This is a genomic window from Sphingomonas sp. 28-62-20 (genome assembly GCF_002281505.1).
Genome location: NZ_NCGH01000014.1, coordinates 36,413 through 56,320, shown reverse-complemented (window position 1 = coordinate 56,320; position 19,908 = coordinate 36,413). Strand labels below are relative to the sequence as shown.

General features: G+C 61.9%; 18 protein-coding genes. 6 read left to right on the top strand and 12 right to left on the bottom strand.

The window, feature by feature from the left end; genetic code table 11:
* Positions 1-44: 44 nt before the first annotated feature.
* The 5 genes from mmsB to B7Y43_RS13090 form a co-directional block, all read right to left on the bottom strand.
* On the bottom strand, positions 45-929 hold the full coding sequence (gene mmsB / locus B7Y43_RS13110) for a 3-hydroxyisobutyrate dehydrogenase (RefSeq protein ID WP_374132105.1): 885 nt from the start codon (positions 927-929) through the stop codon (positions 45-47).
* Positions 930-931: 2 nt separating this feature from the next.
* Positions 932-1,708, bottom strand: coding sequence for an enoyl-CoA hydratase (locus tag B7Y43_RS13105; protein ID WP_374132104.1), 777 nt, complete (start codon positions 1,706-1,708; stop codon positions 932-934).
* A 57-nt stretch (positions 1,709-1,765) separates the two neighbouring features.
* Entirely contained in the window at positions 1,766-2,836 is a 1,071-nt protein-coding gene (locus B7Y43_RS13100) for an enoyl-CoA hydratase/isomerase family protein (RefSeq protein ID WP_374132103.1), read from the bottom strand.
* A gap of 133 nt (positions 2,837-2,969) precedes the next feature.
* Positions 2,970-4,115 carry an acyl-CoA dehydrogenase family protein gene (locus tag B7Y43_RS13095; RefSeq protein WP_374132124.1) on the bottom strand — a complete coding sequence of 382 codons (1,146 nt, stop codon included), beginning with the start codon at positions 4,113-4,115 and terminating at the stop codon, positions 2,970-2,972.
* On the bottom strand, positions 4,115-5,044 hold the full coding sequence (locus tag B7Y43_RS13090) for a polysaccharide deacetylase family protein (protein ID WP_374132102.1): 930 nt from the start codon (positions 5,042-5,044) through the stop codon (positions 4,115-4,117). The genes B7Y43_RS13095 and B7Y43_RS13090 overlap by 1 nt, the downstream gene beginning before the upstream one ends.
* Positions 5,045-5,358: 314 nt before the next feature.
* Between B7Y43_RS13090 and B7Y43_RS13085 the strand changes: the two genes are divergently transcribed.
* Positions 5,359-6,177, top strand: coding sequence for a sterol desaturase family protein (locus B7Y43_RS13085; RefSeq protein ID WP_374132101.1), 819 nt, complete (start codon positions 5,359-5,361; stop codon positions 6,175-6,177).
* Here the strand turns inward: B7Y43_RS13085 and B7Y43_RS13080 are convergent.
* A complete protein-coding gene (locus B7Y43_RS13080; RefSeq protein WP_374132100.1) occupies positions 6,174-8,234 on the bottom strand; it encodes a protein-disulfide reductase DsbD in 2,061 nt (686 codons plus the stop codon). The genes B7Y43_RS13085 and B7Y43_RS13080 overlap by 4 nt on opposite strands.
* Positions 8,235-8,314: 80 nt before the next feature.
* Here B7Y43_RS13080 and B7Y43_RS13075 point away from each other — a divergent pair, with 80 nt between their 5' ends.
* Complete coding sequence (locus tag B7Y43_RS13075; protein WP_374132099.1) at positions 8,315-9,985, top strand: alkaline phosphatase family protein; 1,671 nt, start codon at positions 8,315-8,317, stop codon at positions 9,983-9,985.
* 6 nt (positions 9,986-9,991) lie between these two features.
* Here B7Y43_RS13075 and B7Y43_RS13070 read toward each other — a convergent pair whose 3' ends face one another.
* A complete protein-coding gene (locus tag B7Y43_RS13070; RefSeq protein ID WP_374132098.1) occupies positions 9,992-10,924 on the bottom strand; it encodes a right-handed parallel beta-helix repeat-containing protein in 933 nt (310 codons plus the stop codon).
* 226 nt (positions 10,925-11,150) lie between these two features.
* Here B7Y43_RS13070 and B7Y43_RS13065 point away from each other — a divergent pair, with 226 nt between their 5' ends.
* On the top strand, positions 11,151-11,618 hold the full coding sequence (locus tag B7Y43_RS13065) for a GNAT family N-acetyltransferase (protein ID WP_374132097.1): 468 nt from the start codon (positions 11,151-11,153) through the stop codon (positions 11,616-11,618).
* 51 nt (positions 11,619-11,669) lie between these two features.
* Here B7Y43_RS13065 and metH read toward each other — a convergent pair whose 3' ends face one another.
* The 4 genes from metH to B7Y43_RS13045 form a co-directional block, all read right to left on the bottom strand.
* Positions 11,670-14,267 carry a methionine synthase gene (metH, locus tag B7Y43_RS13060; RefSeq protein ID WP_374132096.1) on the bottom strand — a complete coding sequence of 866 codons (2,598 nt, stop codon included), beginning with the start codon at positions 14,265-14,267 and terminating at the stop codon, positions 11,670-11,672.
* Between the two features lie 123 nt (positions 14,268-14,390).
* Positions 14,391-15,437: a homocysteine S-methyltransferase family protein gene (locus B7Y43_RS13055; RefSeq protein WP_374132095.1), complete on the bottom strand. Its 1,047-nt coding sequence runs from the start codon at positions 15,435-15,437 to the stop codon at positions 14,391-14,393.
* A 131-nt stretch (positions 15,438-15,568) separates the two neighbouring features.
* Positions 15,569-16,507: a methylenetetrahydrofolate reductase [NAD(P)H] gene (metF, locus tag B7Y43_RS13050; protein ID WP_374132094.1), complete on the bottom strand. Its 939-nt coding sequence runs from the start codon at positions 16,505-16,507 to the stop codon at positions 15,569-15,571.
* Positions 16,504-17,463, bottom strand: coding sequence for an ArsR/SmtB family transcription factor (locus B7Y43_RS13045; protein WP_374132093.1), 960 nt, complete (start codon positions 17,461-17,463; stop codon positions 16,504-16,506). The genes metF and B7Y43_RS13045 overlap by 4 nt, the downstream gene beginning before the upstream one ends.
* Positions 17,464-17,623: 160 nt before the next feature.
* Between B7Y43_RS13045 and B7Y43_RS13040 the strand changes: the two genes are divergently transcribed.
* The 3 genes from B7Y43_RS13040 to B7Y43_RS13030 are packed head-to-tail and all read left to right on the top strand — an operon-like array spanning position 17,624 to position 19,040.
* A complete protein-coding gene (locus B7Y43_RS13040) occupies positions 17,624-17,881 on the top strand; it encodes a hypothetical protein (RefSeq protein WP_374132092.1) in 258 nt (85 codons plus the stop codon).
* Entirely contained in the window at positions 17,881-18,090 is a 210-nt protein-coding gene (locus B7Y43_RS13035) for a hypothetical protein (RefSeq protein ID WP_374132091.1), read from the top strand. The genes B7Y43_RS13040 and B7Y43_RS13035 overlap by 1 nt, the downstream gene beginning before the upstream one ends.
* Before the next feature lie 2 nt (positions 18,091-18,092).
* On the top strand, positions 18,093-19,040 hold the full coding sequence (locus tag B7Y43_RS13030) for an aldo/keto reductase (RefSeq protein ID WP_374132090.1): 948 nt from the start codon (positions 18,093-18,095) through the stop codon (positions 19,038-19,040).
* A gap of 25 nt (positions 19,041-19,065) precedes the next feature.
* On the opposite strand, the gene B7Y43_RS13025 is transcribed toward B7Y43_RS13030, so the two are convergent.
* A complete protein-coding gene (locus B7Y43_RS13025; protein WP_374132089.1) occupies positions 19,066-19,818 on the bottom strand; it encodes a ferredoxin--NADP reductase in 753 nt (250 codons plus the stop codon).
* Positions 19,819-19,908 lie beyond the last annotated feature (90 nt).

Here is a 19,908-nt window from a genome sequence, read left to right as displayed (position 1 = left end):
ACTAAACGCTTTGGGCGATCACGCAATGCGTGGCTTGCGGGCCATCAGTCCTTGGTTGCCAGCATCCGGATGATCCCCGAAAAATCGAGCCCCGCCTGGCCCTGATCAGCGAAGCGCTGATACAGCGCCGCTGCCTGCGCGCCCATCGGCGTATCAGCGCCAGAGAGTTGCGCCGCGTGCAGCGCCAGCTTGAGATCCTTGAGCATCAAGGCGACAGCGAAGCCACCCTGATACTCATGATCGGCGGGCGAATTCGGCCCAACCCCGGGGACAGGGCAATAGCTGGTCATCGACCAGTTCTGGCCTGAAGACACGCTGGAGATATCGAAGAATTTCTGGGCATCCAGCCCCAGTTTCTCCGCCAACAAGAATGCTTCGCACGTGGCGACCATTGAGGCACCGAGGAGCATGTTGTTGCAAATCTTCGCGGCCTGGCCAGCGCCGTTTAACCCGGCATGGATCACCGCCTTGCCCATGGACTCCAGGATTACCGCGGCACGTTCAAAACCTGAATCGCTGCCGCCGACCATGAACGTCAGGCTGCCAGCACTCGCCGCCGCAATGCCGCCTGAAACCGGCGCGTCGACCGCAACCAATCCCTTGGTTTGTGCAGCCGCTGCCACCCGTCGCGCCGTTTCGACGTCAATCGTCGAGCAATCAATCAACAATGTATTGGCCGCAGCCGACGGAAAAACTTCATGCGTGTAAACCGTCTCGACATGCGTGCCAGCGGGCAGCATCGTGACGACAACCTCCGCCCCCTCGACGGCAGCGGCGGCCGTGGCGGCGGGCAAACAGCCCGCAGCCCGCGCCCGATCAAGCGCATCGGGCGACAGATCAAATGCGCGAACATCATGGCCGGCCTTGGCTAGATTCGCGGCCATGCCGCCGCCCATATTGCCGAGGCCAATGAATGCGATGCTGGTCATTATTACTTCCCTGTCCAAACCCCGGTGCGCTTCTCGACAAAGGCGGCCATGCCTTCTTTTTGGTCTGCCGTCCCGAACAGACCATGGAACAACCGCCGTTCAAAAAGGATGCCCTGGGTCAGGCCCGTTTCAAACGCGGTGTTGACCATTTCCTTGTTCGCCTTGACCGCCAGCGGCGCCATGCCCGCGATCACGGTGGCTGTCTTTACTGCTTCGTCGATCAGGTCTGCCGCCGGGACGACGCGACTGACGAGCCCAGCGCGCTCGGCTTCTGCGGCGTCCATCATCCGGCCGGTCAGGCACATTTCCATCGCCTTGGCCTTGCCGACTGCCTTGGCGAGCCGCTGCGATCCGCCCATGCCGGGGGAGACCGCGAGCTTGATCTCGGGCTGGCCGAATTTGGCGGTATCGGCCGCAAGAATGAAATCGCACATCATCGCCACTTCGCAGCCACCGCCGAGCGCATAGCCCGCTACCGCTGCAATGATTGGCTTGCGCGTCGCGGTCACCCGGTCATAGCCCGCAAAATGGTTGGTGCCGAACATCTCGGCAAAGCCCATTGTCTGCATTTCCTTGATGTCCGCGCCAGCCGCAAATGCCTTTTCGGACCCTGTCAGCACGGCGCAGCCTTGTGACGGATCGGCATCAAATGCTTCGAGTACAGCGATCAACTCGGCCAGCACCTGGCTGTTGAGCGCGTTGAGCGCCTGAGGCCGGTTGAGCGTGATCAGCGTCACCGCGCCACGCTGTTCGACGAGAAGGGTTTCGTAGGTGGCCATGTCTTTCTCTTTCTTTCGTCGCCCCGGGGCTTGACGCGGGATGACGCGGGAGGGTGGTCAATCGTGCGGCGTCCACGCCTCGTCGTCAGACAGCGGCGCAAAAATCTGGTCGATAACGTGATCGGTCACGCCTTCGGGTGTCGCTGGGTCCCAGCGCGGTGCGTTGTCCTTATCGATGATGACCGCGCGCACGCCTTCAAGGAAATCATGTCGCTGCACGACATGTGCGCCAACCGCATATTCCTGCCGCATCTCATCAGCGAAATCATGCATCAGCGCGCCTTCATGGAGCAGGCGCAGCGAGACCTTCATGGTCTGCGGTGACTTGGTGCGGAGCAGCCTGAGTTGGGCCTGCGCCCAATCGCCGGGATCGGCTTCGAGCGTGGCAAACACCGCTTCAAGCTCATCCGATGCGAACAAGCGATTAATCTGGGTAGCTTGCGATAAAATCTTCGCCTCAGGCGGTGCGATCGACAGGTCGTTAAGGATGGCATCGATCGATCGCGGATCGGCGATGATGCGGGCCTTCGCTTCGTCGAGCGATGCGCTTGGGAGATAATGGGTGGCCAACCCAAGCGCCAAACATTCTGCCCCATCCAGGCGGTGCCCGGTCAGCGCCAGAAACTGCCCCATCCGCCCGGCGAGCCGCGACAAATACCAGCCGCCACCGACATCGGGGAAAAGGCCGATCCCCGTTTCCGGCATCGCCAGCCGGGTGTTCTCGGTTGCCACCCGGTAGCGGCAGGGCTGCGATATGCCGACACCGCCCCCCATCGTGATGCCGTCCATGAAGGCGACGGTCGGCTTCACATAAGTGAACAGCTTGTGGTTCATCCGGTATTCGGTGTGAAAGAACGCGCGTGCATCGACCCCGTCCTTCGCGCCGCTCTCCGCGAGCATGCGAATGTCGCCACCCGCGCAAAAACCGCGAGATTTTTTTGGGTCGCCATCCGGCGCGGCAGCATGATCGATCAGCACCGCCTCAATCCCGATATCGACGCGCCACGCCTCAAGCGCGTCCAACATTGCCGCACACATTGCGGTGTTGAGCGCGTGGATCGCGCTAGGCCGGTTGAGCCGGATGCGGCCGGTACGGCCCTCTACACCAGCGATCAGTTCGTCAGTCACAGCGTCACCTCGGGGGCAGACACCTCCGCGTCTCTGCGTCTCCGCGTGACCAAATCGGGCTTTGGTTCACGCGGAGACGCGGAGACGCGGAGCAGAAAGTTGTAAGCCGCTAAAGCGGCGAGTGATATGACGATCACTGCCGGGTCAGCTCCCGCCCGACGATCATCCGCATCACTTGGTTGGTGCCTTCCAGGATCGAATGGACGCGCAGGTCGCGCCAGAAGCGTTCGATTGGATAGTCCATCAGATACCCGTACCCGCCGTGCAGCTGCAGCGCACGATCGACCACCGATGATCCCGTATCGGTCGCCAGCCGCTTCGCCATCGCCGCGAACTTGGTCTTGTCGGGCGCGTTCGCCGTCACCTTGGCCGCCGCCATGTAGAGCAGCGCGCGCGCCGCCTCCAGCTCAGTCGCCATGTCGGCGAGCATGAACTGAGTGTTCTGGAAATCGCTGATCGCGGTGCCGAACTGCTTGCGGTCACGCGTGTAACTGATCGCCTCGTCCAGACAGCGCTGCGCCCCGCCGAGCGAACAAGCGCCGATATTCAACCGACCGCCATCGAGCCCCATCATCGCAATGCGGAACCCCTCGCCTTCCCCACCAACCCGGTTGGCGACAGGTACGCGGACTTCTTCAAGGATCACCTGCCGGGTCGGCTGCGAATGCCAGCCGAGCTTGCGCTCATTCGCACCGAAGGACACGCCGGGCATGTCCTTTTCGATGACCAGGCAGCTGACGCCCTTCGGCCCATCCTCGCCGGTGCGGACCATGGTGACATAGACGTCATTCTCGCCCGCGCCCGAGATGAACTGCTTGGTACCGGTGACAACATAATGATCGCCATCCAGCACCGCGCGCGTCTTCAGCGCTGCCGCATCAGAGCCGCTGCCGGGCTCGGTAAGGCAATAGCTGGCGATCGTTTCCATCGAGATCAAATCGGGCAGATACTTCGCCTTGACCTGCGGACCGCCGAACCGGTCGATCATCCACGACGCCATGTTGTGGATCGAGATGAACGCACTGGTCGAAGGGCAGCCATAGGCCATCGCCTCCATGATCAGTGCCGCCTCCAGCCGACCCAGATTGATGCCGCCCGATTCTTCGCTGACATAGATCGAGGCAAAGCCAAGCGCGGCGGCTTCCTTGATCGTCGCACGCGGGAAGATGTGCTTCTCGTCCCATTCGCCCGCAAAGGGCGTGATCCGGTCAGCAGTGAACTTGCGCGCCAGATCCTGAATCTCGCGCTGGTCGTCGGTTAGGTCGAACTGGGTGGTCATCATTGGCCCTTCAGGACGCGCGCGGTAAACAGGGTGGTGAGGACGGCTTCATCGGTTCTTGGATCGATCAAATCCTTTGGCGCACGCCCGGCATCCTGCGCAAGCGCGGCGACGCGGCCGCCATTGGTGAACCAGCCATCGGGCTCGCGCGTGGCGATCGGATCGCGATAGGCCGCGTCGATCGAAACAACCTCCCAGCCATCCTTGCGCAGCCCCTCAACGACGGCGCCAATGAACATCGCATTCAAATCGGTCTCGTGGAGCAACAATATCTGAATGGGCTGGCGGCCGAGCGCGTCGAGCGCGATGCGATCATAGAAGTTGGCGGCACCCACCAGCGTTTCGACATAGAGGGTGCGTAGCGCCGACATGTCGATCTGCTGACCAGCCTGCCTCGCCTTGGTCGCCAACGCATCGATGTGCCAATCGTAATTGTCGATCGTCACATAGCCATTGGCTAGGCCCCGCGCCGCCAGCGCAGCGCGAACCTCGGCTCGCTTGGCAAGATCGCGCCGTCCCTCATCGAGATAGGGAAAACGATACCAAGGCCGATAGCCGGGACGATCCTTCAGCCAGGCGGCGGCACGGTCGATGTCAGCAATATAATCGGATGCCGCCGTGCGCGATAACCAGAGATGGCTGTAGCTGTGATTGGCGATGACATGGCCCGCGCGGACATAGCGCGCGATCCGCGCTTCGCCCCCCTTGCCGTCTGGCTTCTCCAAATTGCCGGGGGTCAAGAAAAACGCGACTTGCTCGACCCGCGCCTTGCGGAGCGCAGCAATGAGCCGCGTCGTGCGGACATCTGGTGTAAAGAAGCCGCCGACCTGGCGCGGCACATCATCAAAACTGAGCGCGATCCGCTTCTGTGCCGCCGCCGGTATCGCGAGAAAAAACGCGGCAGTTAGGGCAATCAGGAACCTGATCATCAAAAGCCTATGGCCCCGATCACCCGTAAGGTCGGCCGAGCCGCTAGATCGAATTATCGGGGTAAGTCCGAATTGAGTCATGCCCGCTTCCTAGGCGAATTCTGCACGGGTTTGAACCCGTCAGGTCGATGAGAAACGTGCTGTCAGCGTCGGCAAGTTGCCCGGCATTATCATCATCGAGAGGGATAGGGGCAAACCAGCGACCCTGAAAACAGTTGCTCGTTTTCGAAATCGCCCATATTTTTCCAAAAATGCGCGGACATCGTCGCCGCCTTCGCGCACGCTTAGCGGGCATTCAGCTACGGAGCATGTCGATGTCGGTTTTGTCGTCCCTTACCCCCGCCCTGGCGACGATCGCGCAGCAGATCGGCCATGCCGTCGAGATCGAATTCACACGCTATCTGATCGGCGCGGCTGGCGTCGCGGTGCTATATTGGCTGATCCAGCGCTGGATCGAGCCCCGCCGTATTCAGGCCGGCAAGGCGAGCTTTGCCGACCGGCGGCGCGAATTCCGCCGCTCGGTTGAGACAATTTTCGTCTTTTCGCTCGTCAATCTGCTGACCTTCGCGATGTTCAGGGCCGGGTGGCTGCCCGTCAATCGCGGCGCGCCCGATATTGGCATCATGGTCGCGCAAATAATCGCCATGGTGATCATGCATGATGCCTGGTTCTACTGGATGCACCGCTCGCTGCACCTAAAGGTCCTGTTCCGCCGCGCACATGCGACTCATCATGTCAGCCGCACACCGACCAGCTGGGCTGCCTATAGCTTTGCGCCGATCGAAGCGATTTTCGAAAGCATTTACGTGCCGGTGATGTTCCTGATCATCAGCCATATCGTGCCGATCCAGCCCTGGGCGGCATTCATCTTTCTAGGCCATCAGATCGCGCGCAACGCAGTCGGCCATTCGGGCTTTGAGCTTGCCTGGCCGGGCTTTACCCGCTCGCCCTTGACCGGCTGGCTGACGACAACCACGCACCACGACCTGCACCACACCGAAGGCCGCTATAATTTCGGGCTCTATTTCACCTGGTGGGACCGGATGATGGGCACCGAGCACCCGAAATATCATGAGCGCTTCGAGGCAGTTGTCGGCGCGAACCGTGCCGTGACCACGTCGGTCGTCGCCTAGCCCCCCGCCAACTCGCTCAACATCGCTGGGGTCAGCACCTGTGGCAGCACTTCCGGCTCGCTCGCACCGGGTTTGTAGAACAGATAGAGCGGCACGCCGGCGCGGTTGTGCGATTCGATGAAGCGGCCGAGCTTGGGGTCGCCATCGGTCCAGTCGCCGACCATCACCGCAACATTGTGCTTGGCAAACGCTGCCTTGACTTGATCGGTATCGATCGCGACGCGTTCGTTGACTTTACACGTCAGGCACCAATCGGCGGTGAAATAGGCGAACACCGGCTGCCCCTTGGCGCGCGCTTCGGCGAGCTTTTCCTCGCTGAACGTTGCCTTGTTCTCGGCCGCCAACATCGCCGCACCGGCGGCGCCCTTCGGCACCGCGCGCACATAATAAGCGGTCGCCGTCGTCACGCCGATCAGCAGCACCACGTTCAGCCAATGCGCCGACAGCCCTTTATGCTGGCGCTTGCCGACCACAAACAACACAATGCCGATGCCGAGCGCGCCGATCAGGCCGAGCGTAATGCCGTCCGTCCCCGCTTCACCACCAAGCACCCAGGCAAGCCAGATCGCGGTCAGCCCCATCGGGATGGCAAGGATTTGGCGGAAGGTTTCCATCCATGCGCCGGGCTTGGGCAGCGCCTTGCGCAGCGGCGGCACGAAGCCAATCAACAGGAAAGGGATCGCCAGACCAAAGCCAAGCCCGAAGAACACTGCCAGCGCTGCATACCAGGGCAGCACCAGCGCCGCGCCCAATGCTGCGCCCATGAACGGCCCAGTGCACGGCGTCGCGATGATCGCGGCGAGCGCGCCGGTTGCGAACGCCCCGCTCGCGCCGCTCGCCGAATCGACGAAGCGCGGCGTCGGAATTTCGAACAGCCCGGCAAGATTGAGCGTCAGCGCGACGACGAGCATCAGCAGCACCACGATCGTCGCCGGGTTCTGCAACTGAAAGGCCCAGCCAACCGCCGCACCGCCTGCACGCAGCGCCAGGATGGTTGCGCCCAACCCCAGGATGACGGTGAGCACGCCAGCGGTATAGGCCAGCGCCTCGCCGCGCGCTTCGCGTTCGTTGACCGAACCCTTGGCAAGGCTGAGCGCCTTCAGGCTCAGAATCGGAAACACGCAGGGCATGATGTTGAGGATCAACCCACCCAAAATGGCTCCACCGAGCGCGATCAGCGTCGCAAACAGCACGCCTTCCGGCACGCCGGGCGCAGTGCCATCCTTTGCGGCGGGCGCAACCGTGCCGGGGGTTGCCGACACCATCAGCCCCTTTGCGTCGCCGATCCGCAAGACGCCTTCCACTGGCCCGCTGGCGGTGCCCGCCCCGGTTTCAATGACCAGGCGATCGCCATCGCGCACGACCTGTTGCGGCGCGGCATAGTTTACCGCCCCTGCCGTCACCGGAAAGAAATAGGCCTTGGTCAGCGGGGTCGCGGCAGGATAAGGCACCTCAATCCGCACCGATTTGCCATCCACCTGATAGCGCGCGCCCATGCCGATCGGCTTGGGCAGCGCCTGGCGGAAACCGTCAAACTGCGCGCGCGCCGCAGGCGTTACCGCGCCGTCGCCAATAACGAGATTGACTGACAAATCGGCCGATTCGGGGACGCAGATTTCTTCGGTGCAAACGAGATAATTGGAACGCAGCTTGATTGGCAGCGCCGTGCCCGGCGCGAGCCCCGCCGGAATCTGCAGCGTGACCAGCAACGTGTAATGTTGTTCGAACACATAGTTCATCAGATCAGCGATGATCAGCGTCGTCGGCACGGGATAGAGCGTGGCACCGGCCGTAATCCCAGCAGGCAAGGTCCAATCGAATTTGGCGGGAAAGCCGGCATCGCCCGGATTTTGCCAATAGCCATGCCAGCCGCGCTGCGGCGTGACGTCATAGGCCAGCGTCACCGTGCTGCCTGCCGCAGGGGTCATGCTTTCGGCGATGAGCGTCGTCGCGAGATGCGGCCCCTTTGAATAGGGATCGGGCGCCTGCGCCATTGCTGGCGCGACACCGGCGAGCCACAGCAACATCGTCACGATAACGAAACCCAATGCGCGCATGCGGCAATCCTTGTTTTCAGGCCCGGTCCCGGCGCATAGCCGAAACTCTGGGCGCGGTGCACCCGATCGGGAGAGACTTGATGAAAAGAGTTGCCACGTTATTCGCAAGCGCGCTCGCTTTGGTTACGACCAATGCAGCAGCGCAAGACAGCAACGCACCGGTCAGCGCAGCAGCAGCACCAGCGGCCACCCCCGCAAAGGCGCCGCCCAAGCTGATCGTGACGATTTCGGTCGATCAATTTTCTGCTGACCTTTTTGCTGAATATCGTAACCATTTCACCGGCGGCTTCAAACGGCTGCTCGACGGGGCGGTTTTCCCATCCGGCTATCAAAGCCATGCCGCGACCGAAACCTGCCCCGGCCATTCGACGATCCTTACCGGCATGCGCCCAGCGCGCAGTGGCATCATCGCCAATAGCTGGGTTGACCTGAAAACCGCCCGCGCCGACAAATCCGTCTATTGCGCGGAGGATGAGAGCGTCCCCGGCAGCAATTCGATCGTCTATACCGTGTCCGACAAGCATCTGCTGGTCCCCACGCTTGGCGAACGTATGAAGGCCGCCAACCCGGCTACCCGCGTCGTCTCCGTCGCTGGCAAGGATCGCGCGGCCGTGATGATGGGCGGCCATCAGGTCGATGAGCTCTGGTGGTGGGACGGCAAGAAATTCGTCAGCTATGCCGGCCGCACAACGCCGCCGATCGTCCAGCAGGCCAATGATGCCGTCGCGGCACGGATCGCCCTCGCCCAGCCGGCAATGGCGATGACGGCCTTTTGTTCAACCCGCGACCGCGCCATCGATATTGGCGCGGGCAAGACCGTTGGCACTGGGCGTTTCGAGCGCAAGGAAGGCGACACCCGCGCCTTTCGTGCTTCGCCAGAAGCCGATGAAGCGCTGTTCGCCATGGCGGCAGGTCTGATCCGCGACATGAAGCTGGGCAAGGGTGCCGCGACTGACCTGATCGCCATCGGTGCCTCCGCGACCGATTATGTCGGCCACACCTATGGCACTGAGGGCAGCGAAATGTGCCTGCAGCTCACCCAACTCGACCAGACGATGGGCACTTTTTTCGCGGTGCTTGAATCGATGGGTATTGATTATCAGGTCGTGCTGACCGCCGATCATGGCGGCCATGATCTGCCCGAACGCAATGATCAGCACGCCATGGGCCAAGCGGCGCGGATCGATCCAGCGCTGAACCCCAAGGCGGTGGGTGACGCGGTAGCGGCAAAACTCGGCCTGACGGGTCAATTGCTCTATGGCGATCCGGTTGGCGATGTGTGGATCGACGCCAAATTGCCAAAGAAACAATATGATGCGGTGCTGGCCGAAGCGCTGACGCTGTACCGCGCCCACCCGCAAGTTGCGACCGCATTCAGCCGGGCGGAGATCATCGCTGCACCGCTCCCCTCTGGCCCTGCCGAGACCTGGACGTTGGTGCAGCGCGCCAAGGCGAGCTTTCACCCGGCGCGATCGGGCGACATCGTCATCGCCCTGAAACCGCGGATCACCCCGATCCCCGATCCGACCCGGGGCTATGTCGCAACCCACGGCTCATTCTGGGATTATGACCGGCGCGTCCCGATCCTGTTCTGGCGCAAGGGGATGGCGGGCTTTGAACAGCCTTTGGCCGTGGAGACCGTGGATATCGCCCCAACACTGGCCGCCACGATTGGCCTGAAGCTTGGCGCGCCGGAAATGGACGGCCGCTGCCTGGATCTGGATGCCAGTGCGGGGGACAGTTGCCGCTAGTCGCGGTCAGCGGCGCTCGAAAGCGCGCACCCCTGCACCCAGCGCATTTTGGCCCACCGCCAGCGTTTCATGGCTTACATCAGCGACAAACGCCGGGCTTTTGGTCTGGCCCGGCGCTAGGCTGGCGGTATTGCCTTCCACCCGCAGCCCGGCCGAGCGATATTTGCGCGCTTCAGCCGCGACGACGATGAACCCGGTCCAGTTTTCCTTATAGGCCCCCTGAACAAAGATATTGCGCGCGATCAGCCCGGTACCGCCTTCGGGCAGGTCGATCATGTAATTGGTTTTGCGCCCCTCGCTATCGTCAAAGCTGTTGTCGGTGATCGAGACGTTGGGCGCGCGCAGCTTGACATAATGCCCACCGCGCCCGCGCTCAAAGCGTGAGTGGGTGACGGTCACCTGCCCGCGCGTCGCGAGATAGATGCTGTGCGCGCAGTCGGGCGTCTCATCGCACTGGCCGAGCCCCGAAAAGGTCGATCGATCGATGCTGATCCGGCGCGGGCTATCCTGCGCGCCCAGGATGCCCTCCTGGCTATCGAGGAACATCGAATTCAGCACCGTCAGATCACCAATCTCGATCCGGATTCCAGCGCCATTGCCATCGCCGACGCGCATGTTGCGAAAGATGATGCCGTCGACAGTCGATCCCCCGCCACGCAGCACCAATGCTGCCTTGCCCTCACAGGTAACGCCGTCGAAAATGACGCTGCCCGGCTGTACCGCCTTGAAGGTGATATGCCCGGCCTGCTGGATCGCGCATTGGCGATAGGTGCCCGGTGCGATCAGGATCGTCGCATCCTGCCCCCGGATCGACATCAGCGCGTCGTCGAGTTGCGCAAAGCCCTGCCCGGTTTCCTGGACGGTGAAGGGTGCCGATGCCGACTGGGCAGTGACAGGCGCGGCGAGACCGAGGGCGATCAGGGGGAGGTAGTGACGCATGACGATCGATTCCTTTGCGGATTGAAATGCCCGCGCGCCACCGCGAGGTGAAGGCGAATTGAGGGTTAACCGACCGATGTACCGCGCCGGAACGATTGCACCGCCCGTTTACAACTTGCGGATTGCCGGCCCTTATCAATGCACTTGGCTGCGCGGCACTGATCGTGCGTAATGGGGCCCGGAAACCGCCCAGACCTGGCCATAATTCTCGGTCAGTCACCGGACTATGGCGCTGATAAGAGATGCGATATTTCCGGAGGATAGCCCCGCCGTTCTCGATATCTGGCGCGAGTTTGTCGCCAGTCCGAGCGTCAGCCTCGCCCATCAAAATAATCAGCTTGAATTCGACAATATACCGGGCAAATATGCGGCCCCAGATGGCTGCATTCTGTTGGCCGATAGGGACGGCCTCATCGACGGCTGCGTTTCGATCAAGCGGGTCGATGCCGAGATTTGCGAGATGAAGAGGCTATACGTCCGTCCGCGAGCGAGAGGCACCCGCCTTGGCTATGCCCTGATCGAGAGCGTAATCAGCGCGGCACGGGATCTGGGCTATGCAGAAATGCGGCTGGATGTGCTGGCGGAGTTTGTTCAGGCGCGACAGCTTTATGCGGCCTTTGGCTTCGTCGCGGCCGAGCCGATATCCTTCAACCCCATTCCCGGGACCGACTTTCTGGGCCTGCGCCTGAATTAGCAACCCACCAAGCGGGCAGACGGCGCCCCGCGCCCCGAAGGGGGCATGGGCTCAATCCAGGTTAGGTCGCAGCCACCGTTCCGCGGTCGCCAGGTCCACGCCACGTCGCACGGCATAGTCCTCCAGCTGGTCACGGCCTACCCGCGCGACGCCAAAATACTCCGCCTGCGGGTGCCCGAAGTAAAAGCCGCTGACCGCCGCCGTCGGCAACATCGCGAAGCTTTCGGTCAGCGAAATGCCGGTTGCGTGGTGCGCGTCGAGCAGTTTGAACAGCGTCGTCTTCAGGCTGTGCTCGGGGCAGGCCGGATAGCCAGGCGCAGGGCGGATGCCGCGATATTGCTCGCGGATCAGCGCTTCATTGGTCAGCTGCTCGTCGGGGGCATAGCCCCAGAGCTCCTTGCGGACATGCTGGTGCAGCGCTTCGGCAAAGGCTTCGGCCAGCCGATCAGCAAGCGCCTTGAGCAGAATGTCCGAATAATCGTCGATCGCTGCCTTGAAGCGCGCGAGATGCGGTTCGATGCCGTGGATGCTGACCGCAAAACCGCCGATCCAGTCGCCATCATGGCTAACGAAATCGGCCAGGCACATATTGGCCCGGCCTTCGCGCTTCTGGATCTGCTGGCGCAGGAACGGCAGGCGGACATGATCTTCGTTGTCGAGATGCAGGATAACATCGTCGCCCTCGCGCCGGCACGGCCACAAGCCAGCGACACCGCGGGCGTGCAGCCAGCCTTCAGCGATAATCTTGTCGAGCATCGCATTGGCATCGGCGAACAGGCTCGTTGCACTCTCGCCGACGACATTGTCGGTCAGGATCGCGGGATAATTGCCGGCCAGCTCCCAGGCGCGGAAAAAGGGCGTCCAGTCGATCAGCTGGCGCAGATGGTTTAGGTCCCAGTCGCGGAAGATATGGACGCCCGGCTGCTTGGGGTGCGGCGGCTTGAGCGCCATGTCTGCCTCAAACGCATTGTCGCGGGCGGTGGCAAGCGGCACCAGCTCGTTCTGCCCCTTATTGGCGCGGGCGACGCGGACGGCTTCATATTCGTCAGCCGTCTTCTGGACGAAATCGTCGCGGATGGTGTCGCTGACCAAAGTTGAGGCAACGCCGACCGCACGGCTGGCATCAAGCACATGCACGACCGGCCCATCATAGGCGGGCGCGATGCGCAGCGCGGTGTGGACTTTTGACGTTGTCGCGCCGCCGATCAGCAGCGGCATCGTCATGCCGGCGCGCTTCATCTCCTCAGCCACCGTCACCATCTCGTCAAGCGACGGGGTGATCAGGCCGCTCAGCCCGATCATGTCGGCATCATGGTCGTTGGCGGCCTTCAATATGTCCGTCCAGGGCACCATCACGCCCATATCGACCACGTCGAAGCCGTTGCACTGAAGAACGACGCCGACGATATTCTTGCCGATATCATGGACGTCGCCTTTCACGGTCGCCATGATGATCTTGCCCTTGCCGCGCGCGCCGGGCTCCTTTGCCGCTTCGATGAAGGGCAGCAGATGCGCGACCGCCTTCTTCATCACGCGCGCTGATTTCACGACCTGGGGCAGGAACATCTTGCCCGATCCGAACAAGTCGCCAACCACATTCATGCCGTCCATCAGCGGCCCCTCGATCACTTCAATGGGGCGGGCAAAGCCCTGGCGCGCTTCCTCGGTATCGTCGACGACATACATGTCGATGCCCTTGACGAGCGCGTGCTCGAGCCGCTTGTTGACCGCCCAGCCGCGCCATTCCTCAGCGGCTTTCTCGGCGACCGCATCAGTGCCGCGAAAGCTTTCCGCGAGTGTGATGAGATTGTCGGTCGCGTCGTCGCGCCGGTCCCAGATCACATCCTCGCACGCCTCGCGCAGCGCCGGGTTGATGTCGTCATAGATATCAAGCTGCCCGGCATTGACGATCGCCATGTCGAGCCCGGCGGGGATGGCGTGGTACAGGAACACGCTGTGCATCGCCCGGCGCACCGGCTCGTTGCCGCGGAACGAGAAGCTGAGATTGGATAGCCCGCCCGAGATATGGACGTGCGGGCAGCGCGCCTTGATCTCCGTACATGCCTCAATGAAGTCGATCGCATAGCGGCGATGCTCATCGATGCCGGTTGCCACGGCGAAAATATTGGGATCAAAGATGATATCTTCGGGCGGAAAGCCGATGCCGGTCAGCAGCTTGTAGGCTCGTTCGCAGATTTCGACTTTACGCTCTTTGGTATCGGCCTGGCCAACCTCGTCGAACGCCATCACGACCACGGCGGCGCCGTACGCCATCACCTTGCGCGCCTGGTCGAGGAACTGCGCCTCGCCTTCTTTCATGCTGATCGAATTGACGATCGGCTTGCCCGAGACGCATTTTAGCCCCGCCTCGATCACCGACCATTTCGAGCTGTCGATCATGAACGGGATGCGCGCAATATCGGGTTCGGCGGCGATCAGCTTCAGGAAGGTCGTCATGGCGTGGTGCGCGTCGAGCAGCCCCTCATCCATGTTGACGTCGAGCACCTGCGCGCCATTTTCGACCTGCTGGCGCGCGACCTCGACAGCGCGCGTGTAATCGCCCGCCATGATCAGCTTTTTGAAGGCCGCCGAGCCGGTGACATTGGTGCGTTCACCGATATTGACGAAATTGGTGGAGGAGGTGGTCATGAAACTATCTTCCCCCCTCCCGCTTGCGGGAGGGGCCGGGGGTGGGAACGATTGGGCATCGAGCGCAGCGCTGGGGGCAATGCCCACCCCCAGCCCCTCCCGCAAGCGGGAGGGGAGTCCAAATCAAGCCGCCATCGTCATCGGCTCCAGCCCGGCAAGCCGGGTGAATACCGGCGGGACCGGCACCGCACGCCCAGGCAAACCCGCAACGGCATCCGCCATCGCCTTGATATGCGCAGGCGTCGATCCGCAGCAGCCGCCCAGGATATTCACCTGCCCAGCCTCCGCCCATTCCTTGACCAGCCCCGCCGTTGTCGGCGGTTCCTCGTCATAGGCGCCAAGCTCGTTGGGCAGCCCAGCATTTGGATAAATCATGATCAACGTATCGGCGATCGCGCTGAGCGTCTTCACATGCGGGCGCAGCTGTTCTGCGCCAAACGAGCAGTTGAGCCCGATCGTCAGCGGCCGCGCATGCCGCACCGCATGCCAGAACGCCTCAACCGTATGGCCCGAAAGATTGCGCCCCGACAGATCGGTCAGCGTCATCGACAGCATCATCGGCACTTCACGACCAAGCACCTCGCTCGCCTCGATCACCGCCATAATCCCTGCCTTGGCATTGAGCGTGTCGAACACGGTTTCGATCAGGATAAAATCTACCCCGCCTTCAACCAGTGCCAGGACTTGCTCCAGATAAACGTCCTTCAGATAATCGAAATCAATCTCACGAAAACCCGGGTCGTTGACGTCGGGGCTGAGCGACAAGGTCTTATTGGTCGGCCCAATGGCGCCGGCCACGAAACGCGGGCGGCCATCTTCAGCGGCATATTCATCGGCACAACGCCGGGCGATTCGCGCCGACGCGATGTTGATCTCGCGCACCAGATGTTCCGCCGCATAATCGGCCTGGCTGATCAGATTGGCCGAAAAGGTGTTGGTCGAGACGATGTCCGAGCCCGCCTCAAGATATTCGCGCGTGATCGTCTCCGGCACCTCCGGCTTGGTGAGCGCAAGGATATCGTTGTTACCCTTCTGATCCTTGGCGAGCTTCAGGTCGCCAGCATAATCGGCTTCGACCAGCTTCCAGTTCTGGATTTCGGTGCCGAACGCGCCATCGGTCAACAAAATGCGCTCGGCGGCGGCGGCGAGGAGTTTAGTGCGTGCAGACATTTCGTTTTCCTTCTTAAGCCCCTCCCCTTCAGGGGAGGGGTAGGGGGTGGGGGCTGTCAGTCTCACCGAGCCCGCGCTTGGGGATGGTCCCCACCCCAACCCCTCCCCTGAAGGGGAGGGGCTTAAATCATTCAAGCTGCTGCCGCCCTATCGCCAACCCGCGCCCGCAACCCCAACAGGTGACAGATCGCAAAGCTTAGTTCGGCGCGATTGAGCGTGTAGAAATGCAAGTCACGCACCCCGCCGGCGTACAACTTGCGGCACAATTCCGCAGCAAGCGTGGCGGCAATCAACTGGCGACTGGTGGGATGATCATCCAGCCCGTCGAACAACCGTCCAAGCCAAGCGGGAACTGCCGTGCCACACATTGCCGACATCCGGACAATACTGGCAAAATTGGTCACGGGCATGATGCCGGGTACCATTTCCGCGCTGATTCCCGCCGCAGACAAACGGTCACGGAAGCGGAAAAATGTTTCGGGTTCGAAAAAAAACTGCGTGATCCCGCGCGTCGCGCCAGCATCAAGCTTGCGCTTCAGATTATCCAGATCATCAGCGGAATCGCGCGAATCCGGGTGGTTTTCGGGATAGGCCGCGACCGAAATCTCAAACGGGTGCAGCCGCTTTAGCCCAGCGACCAGATCAGCGGCATTGGTATAGCCTTGCGGGTGCGGCACAAAGCCGGTTGTCCCTGGTGCATCGCCGCGCAACGCGACGATGTGGCGGATGCCCGCTTGCCAATAGGCATCGGCAATCGCATCAATTTCGTCGCGGCTCGCCTCGACACAGGTCAGATGTGCCGCCGCGCCCATCGAAGTATCGCGCTGGATGCGCGCGACCGTGGCGTGCGTGCGCTCGCGCGTTGATCCACCAGCGCCATAGGTGACCGAGACAAAGCGCGGGCCAAAGGGCTCAAGCGTCTTCACCGTTTCCCACAGCGCCTCTTCCATCTTCTCGGTCTTGGGCGGGAAGAATTCGAAGGACACATTCGCATCCCCTGCCAGATCAGCGAACAATGGTGCCTCAAGCGCGCGGCGCGCCTCTTCGAGTTGCGAAACCGAAATCGTCATGCCGCCATCACCTGCTTTAGTAGATCGCCGGTCTTGCGACCGAGCCATAGTTTCACGGTCAGCGCGCCGCCCTCCAGCGTTTCGATCTGCACCGGGGCAAGACCAGCCAGTTCGAACCAACCGATCATCTGTTCATCAGAAAAGCCGAGCCGGGTATGCGCATCTCGCGCGCGCAACTCTTCGCGATCATGCGGCGCGAAATCGACGATAAGCAACCGCCCGCCGGCACTCAGCACCCGGGCGGCTTCTGCAATTGCCGCGCCCGGCTGCTGCGCGAAATGCAACACATGATGCAGGATCGCCGCATCGGCCTGTCCATCGGCCAGCGGCAGGGCATAAAGATCGGCCTGGCGCAGCTCGGCGCGATCCAGCCCGCGCTCAGCGAGTTTGGCGCGCGCAAGCCGCAGCATTTCCGACGAGCGATCAATCCCCAGCGCATGATCGGCTTGGGGCGCGAACAATTCCAGCATCCTGCCCGTACCCGTGCCGATGTCGATCAACTGCCCGATCGTCGCATCGCCCAGTACGCGCTTCATCGCGGCTTCAACCTCGCTCTCGGCAATATGCAGTGATCTGATCGCATCCCACTCACCGGCATTCGCTTCAAACCAGGCATTGGCTGCCGCTGCGCGATCGGCGCGCACCGCCGCTAGGCGGGCCGCATCGGCAACCGCCCAATGATCCGACTCGCGCCCAGCCCAGCTGTCGAACGCGGCCAGCACCGGCGCAACTAGGGCCCGATCGCCGAGCGCCAGAAACACCCAGCTGCCCTCCTTGCGCCGTTCGGCCAGCCCGGCATCACATAATATCTTTACGTGGCGGGACACCCGCGGCTGGCTTTGTCCCAGGACCTGCGCCAGTTCGCCGACCGACAGCTCCATCGATTGGAGCAAGGCCATGATCCGCAGCCGCGTCGCATCGGCAAGGGCACGAAAAATGTCGAGGGCAAGCGTCATCGTCCATAAGATATAAAGATATCTTTATATGTCGTCAATGAGCTGAGCATGTCCAATTTCAGCTACTTGGTGACAATGCGTTGCAATTGCGCGGCGATGGGCCCTCAGATAGGTCTGATGCGTTAGCGCGGCGCTTACACCGAACGAGAAGGATGAAATCATGCGACCAATGATCTCCCTGGCCCTAATCGCGGTTTCTGCCATCGGTCTTTCTGCCTGTTCACCCAAGGCACAAAACGAAACGGCAGAAGCCGCCGATGCGATTACTGCAGACGCTAATGCGACGATGATCGAAGCCGCCAAGGATACCGATGCTGCCAGCGACCGGGCCTTTGGTGCTGCCGAAAACGCAATGGATCGCGGCGCCGAGAAAATCGGTAATATTGCCGATGCCGCCAACGGCGAAATCGACGAATAATGGCCGCCTTCGCCTCGCTTCACCTTGCGCCCCGCTATTATGGCGCGCTTGCCCTGGCGCTGTTGGTCGCCAGTTGTGGCGCGCCGGCAACGGACCCGAGCGGGGCTTCTCCCAGTGAGGCACGCCAGCTAAACGAGGCAGCGGCCATGCTCGACAATGATAGCGTTTCGGCCAATGCGATCGCCGACCCAGCGAACAATCAGGAATGACCATGCCCCAGTTATGCCAACTCGGCAGCACCGATCTGCACATCGCGCCGCTGGTGCTGGGCGGGAATGTCTTTGGGTGGACCGCCGACAAGGCGACCAGCTTTGCCATCCTTGACGCCTTTGTCGACGGAGGCGGCACGATGATCGATACCGCTGATGTCTATTCGGCCTGGGTACCGGGCCATGTCGGCGGCGAATCAGAAACGGTGATCGGTGAATGGCTCGCGACGAGCGGCAAGCGCGATCGCGTGCAGATCGCCACCAAGGTTGGCATGCTGCCCGGTGCGGGGGGCACGAAGCTTGCCCCCGCCCGGATTGCAGCAGCCTGTGACGCCTCGCTCAAGCGGCTCGGCATCGAAACGATCGATCTTTATTTCGCGCATCAGGACGATGAGGATGTCCCGCAAGAGGCCGCGCTGGCCGCGTTCGGCACATTGGCTGATGCCGGCAAAATCCGCGTCGTCGGCGCATCCAACTTTCACGCCGCGCGGCTGAAATCAGCGCTTGATCTCGCTATCGCCCACGGTCTGCCGCATTATCACGTGCTCCAGCCCGAATATAATCTCGTCAGCCGCGACAAGTTCGAAGGCGAGTTGCAGGACCTCTGTGTGACCCATAATATCGGCGTTGTGCCCTATTATGGCCTCGCCTCGGGCTTCCTCACCGGCAAATATCGCCGCAGCGCCGATCTGTCGAAAAGCGTTCGCGGTGGGCGGATGGCTGCCATGCTTGAGCACAAAATGGGCGTGCTGGCGGCGATGGATACGGTTGCCGAGGAAACCGGCGCGACGCTGGCCCAAATCGCGCTGGCCTGGTTAGCCGCTCAGCCCGGCGTCACCGCCCCGATTGCCAGCGCCACCAGCGTCGCACAGATGGAGGAGCTGATTGGCGCGATGGCGGTAAAACTAAACCCAGACCAGCTGGAGCGGCTGACCAGCGCTGGTGCTTGATCAAAAGGACGGCACGGCGCCAGCCTTAGCCGACGAACGCGCGCTCCAGCACGAAAGTGCCCGGGCCTGACATCGCGCCCTCCACAAAACCAAGCCCTTCGAGAATCGATGCGGTTTCCTTGATCATCGCCATCGATCCGCACAGCATCACGCGATCGGTTTCGGGGTCGAGCTTGTAGCTGCCGTCGCGGATGCGATCGGTGATGCGACGGTGATCCTGGCCCGCTTCGGTATTGCGGGTCGCGACCCAGTCATAATGAAACTTGGTTGCCGCTTCATCGGCAACCAGCGGATCATCAGCCAGCTTGCTCGACAGCAGATCGAAATAGGCCAGATCATCCTTGTTGCGGACGGTGTGCTGCACGGTGACGCTATCGAAACGGTCATAGACATCGGGGTCACGCGCCAGGCTCAGCCAGGGCGCCAGGCCGGTGCCGGTACCGATCATGTGGAGGTTCTTGCCGGGCAACAGGGCATCCAACACCAAACTGCCAACGGGCTTGGCGGCAAGCAAAAGATCGTCGCCCGCCTTGATATGCTGCAGCCGCGACGTCAGTGGGCCATCCTGCACGATGATGCTCAAAAATTCGAGCTCCTCGGCATAATGCGGGGAGGCCATCGAATAAGCACGGAGCAACGGCTTGCCATTAACGGGCAGCCCCAACATCACGAACTGGCCGCTCTGGAAACGGAAACTGGACGGCCGACTGACGGCGAACGAGAACAGGCTGTCATTCCACTGACGCACCCACAACACTTTTTCCACGCTATGATTCATGCCGTCCTCAGTACCGATCGTTGGTTGGCGGGCCTTACAGCTACACCGTACCCCAAAGTCCAGCATTTGTTGCTATGCGGCATAGTAGCT

What these genes read in the sequence shown, in the direction of transcription:
- B7Y43_RS13065 (WP_374132097.1), top strand. Translation starts at nt 11,151, where the DNA reads ATGGCGCTGATAAGAGATGCGATATTTCCGGAGGATAGCCCCGCCGTT.
- B7Y43_RS13045 (WP_374132093.1), bottom strand. Translation starts at nt 17,463, where the DNA reads ATGACGCTTGCCCTCGACATTTTTCGTGCCCTTGCCGATGCGACGCGG.
- B7Y43_RS13105 (WP_374132104.1), bottom strand. Translation starts at nt 1,708, where the DNA reads ATGGCCACCTACGAAACCCTTCTCGTCGAACAGCGTGGCGCGGTGACG.
- B7Y43_RS13075 (WP_374132099.1), top strand. Translation starts at nt 8,315, where the DNA reads ATGAAAAGAGTTGCCACGTTATTCGCAAGCGCGCTCGCTTTGGTTACG.
- B7Y43_RS13030 (WP_374132090.1), top strand. Translation starts at nt 18,093, where the DNA reads ATGCCCCAGTTATGCCAACTCGGCAGCACCGATCTGCACATCGCGCCG.
- B7Y43_RS13055 (WP_374132095.1), bottom strand. Translation starts at nt 15,437, where the DNA reads ATGTCTGCACGCACTAAACTCCTCGCCGCCGCCGCCGAGCGCATTTTG.
- metF (WP_374132094.1), bottom strand. Translation starts at nt 16,507, where the DNA reads ATGACGATTTCGGTTTCGCAACTCGAAGAGGCGCGCCGCGCGCTTGAG.
- metH (WP_374132096.1), bottom strand. Translation starts at nt 14,267, where the DNA reads ATGACCACCTCCTCCACCAATTTCGTCAATATCGGTGAACGCACCAAT.
- B7Y43_RS13070 (WP_374132098.1), bottom strand. Translation starts at nt 10,924, where the DNA reads ATGCGTCACTACCTCCCCCTGATCGCCCTCGGTCTCGCCGCGCCTGTC.
- B7Y43_RS13025 (WP_374132089.1), bottom strand. Translation starts at nt 19,818, where the DNA reads ATGAATCATAGCGTGGAAAAAGTGTTGTGGGTGCGTCAGTGGAATGAC.
- mmsB (WP_374132105.1), bottom strand. Translation starts at nt 929, where the DNA reads ATGACCAGCATCGCATTCATTGGCCTCGGCAATATGGGCGGCGGCATG.
- B7Y43_RS13040 (WP_374132092.1), top strand. Translation starts at nt 17,624, where the DNA reads ATGCGACCAATGATCTCCCTGGCCCTAATCGCGGTTTCTGCCATCGGT.
- B7Y43_RS13035 (WP_374132091.1), top strand. Translation starts at nt 17,881, where the DNA reads ATGGCCGCCTTCGCCTCGCTTCACCTTGCGCCCCGCTATTATGGCGCG.
- B7Y43_RS13090 (WP_374132102.1), bottom strand. Translation starts at nt 5,044, where the DNA reads ATGATCAGGTTCCTGATTGCCCTAACTGCCGCGTTTTTTCTCGCGATA.
- B7Y43_RS13080 (WP_374132100.1), bottom strand. Translation starts at nt 8,234, where the DNA reads ATGCGCGCATTGGGTTTCGTTATCGTGACGATGTTGCTGTGGCTCGCC.
- B7Y43_RS13095 (WP_374132124.1), bottom strand. Translation starts at nt 4,115, where the DNA reads ATGACCACCCAGTTCGACCTAACCGACGACCAGCGCGAGATTCAGGAT.
- B7Y43_RS13085 (WP_374132101.1), top strand. Translation starts at nt 5,359, where the DNA reads ATGTCGGTTTTGTCGTCCCTTACCCCCGCCCTGGCGACGATCGCGCAG.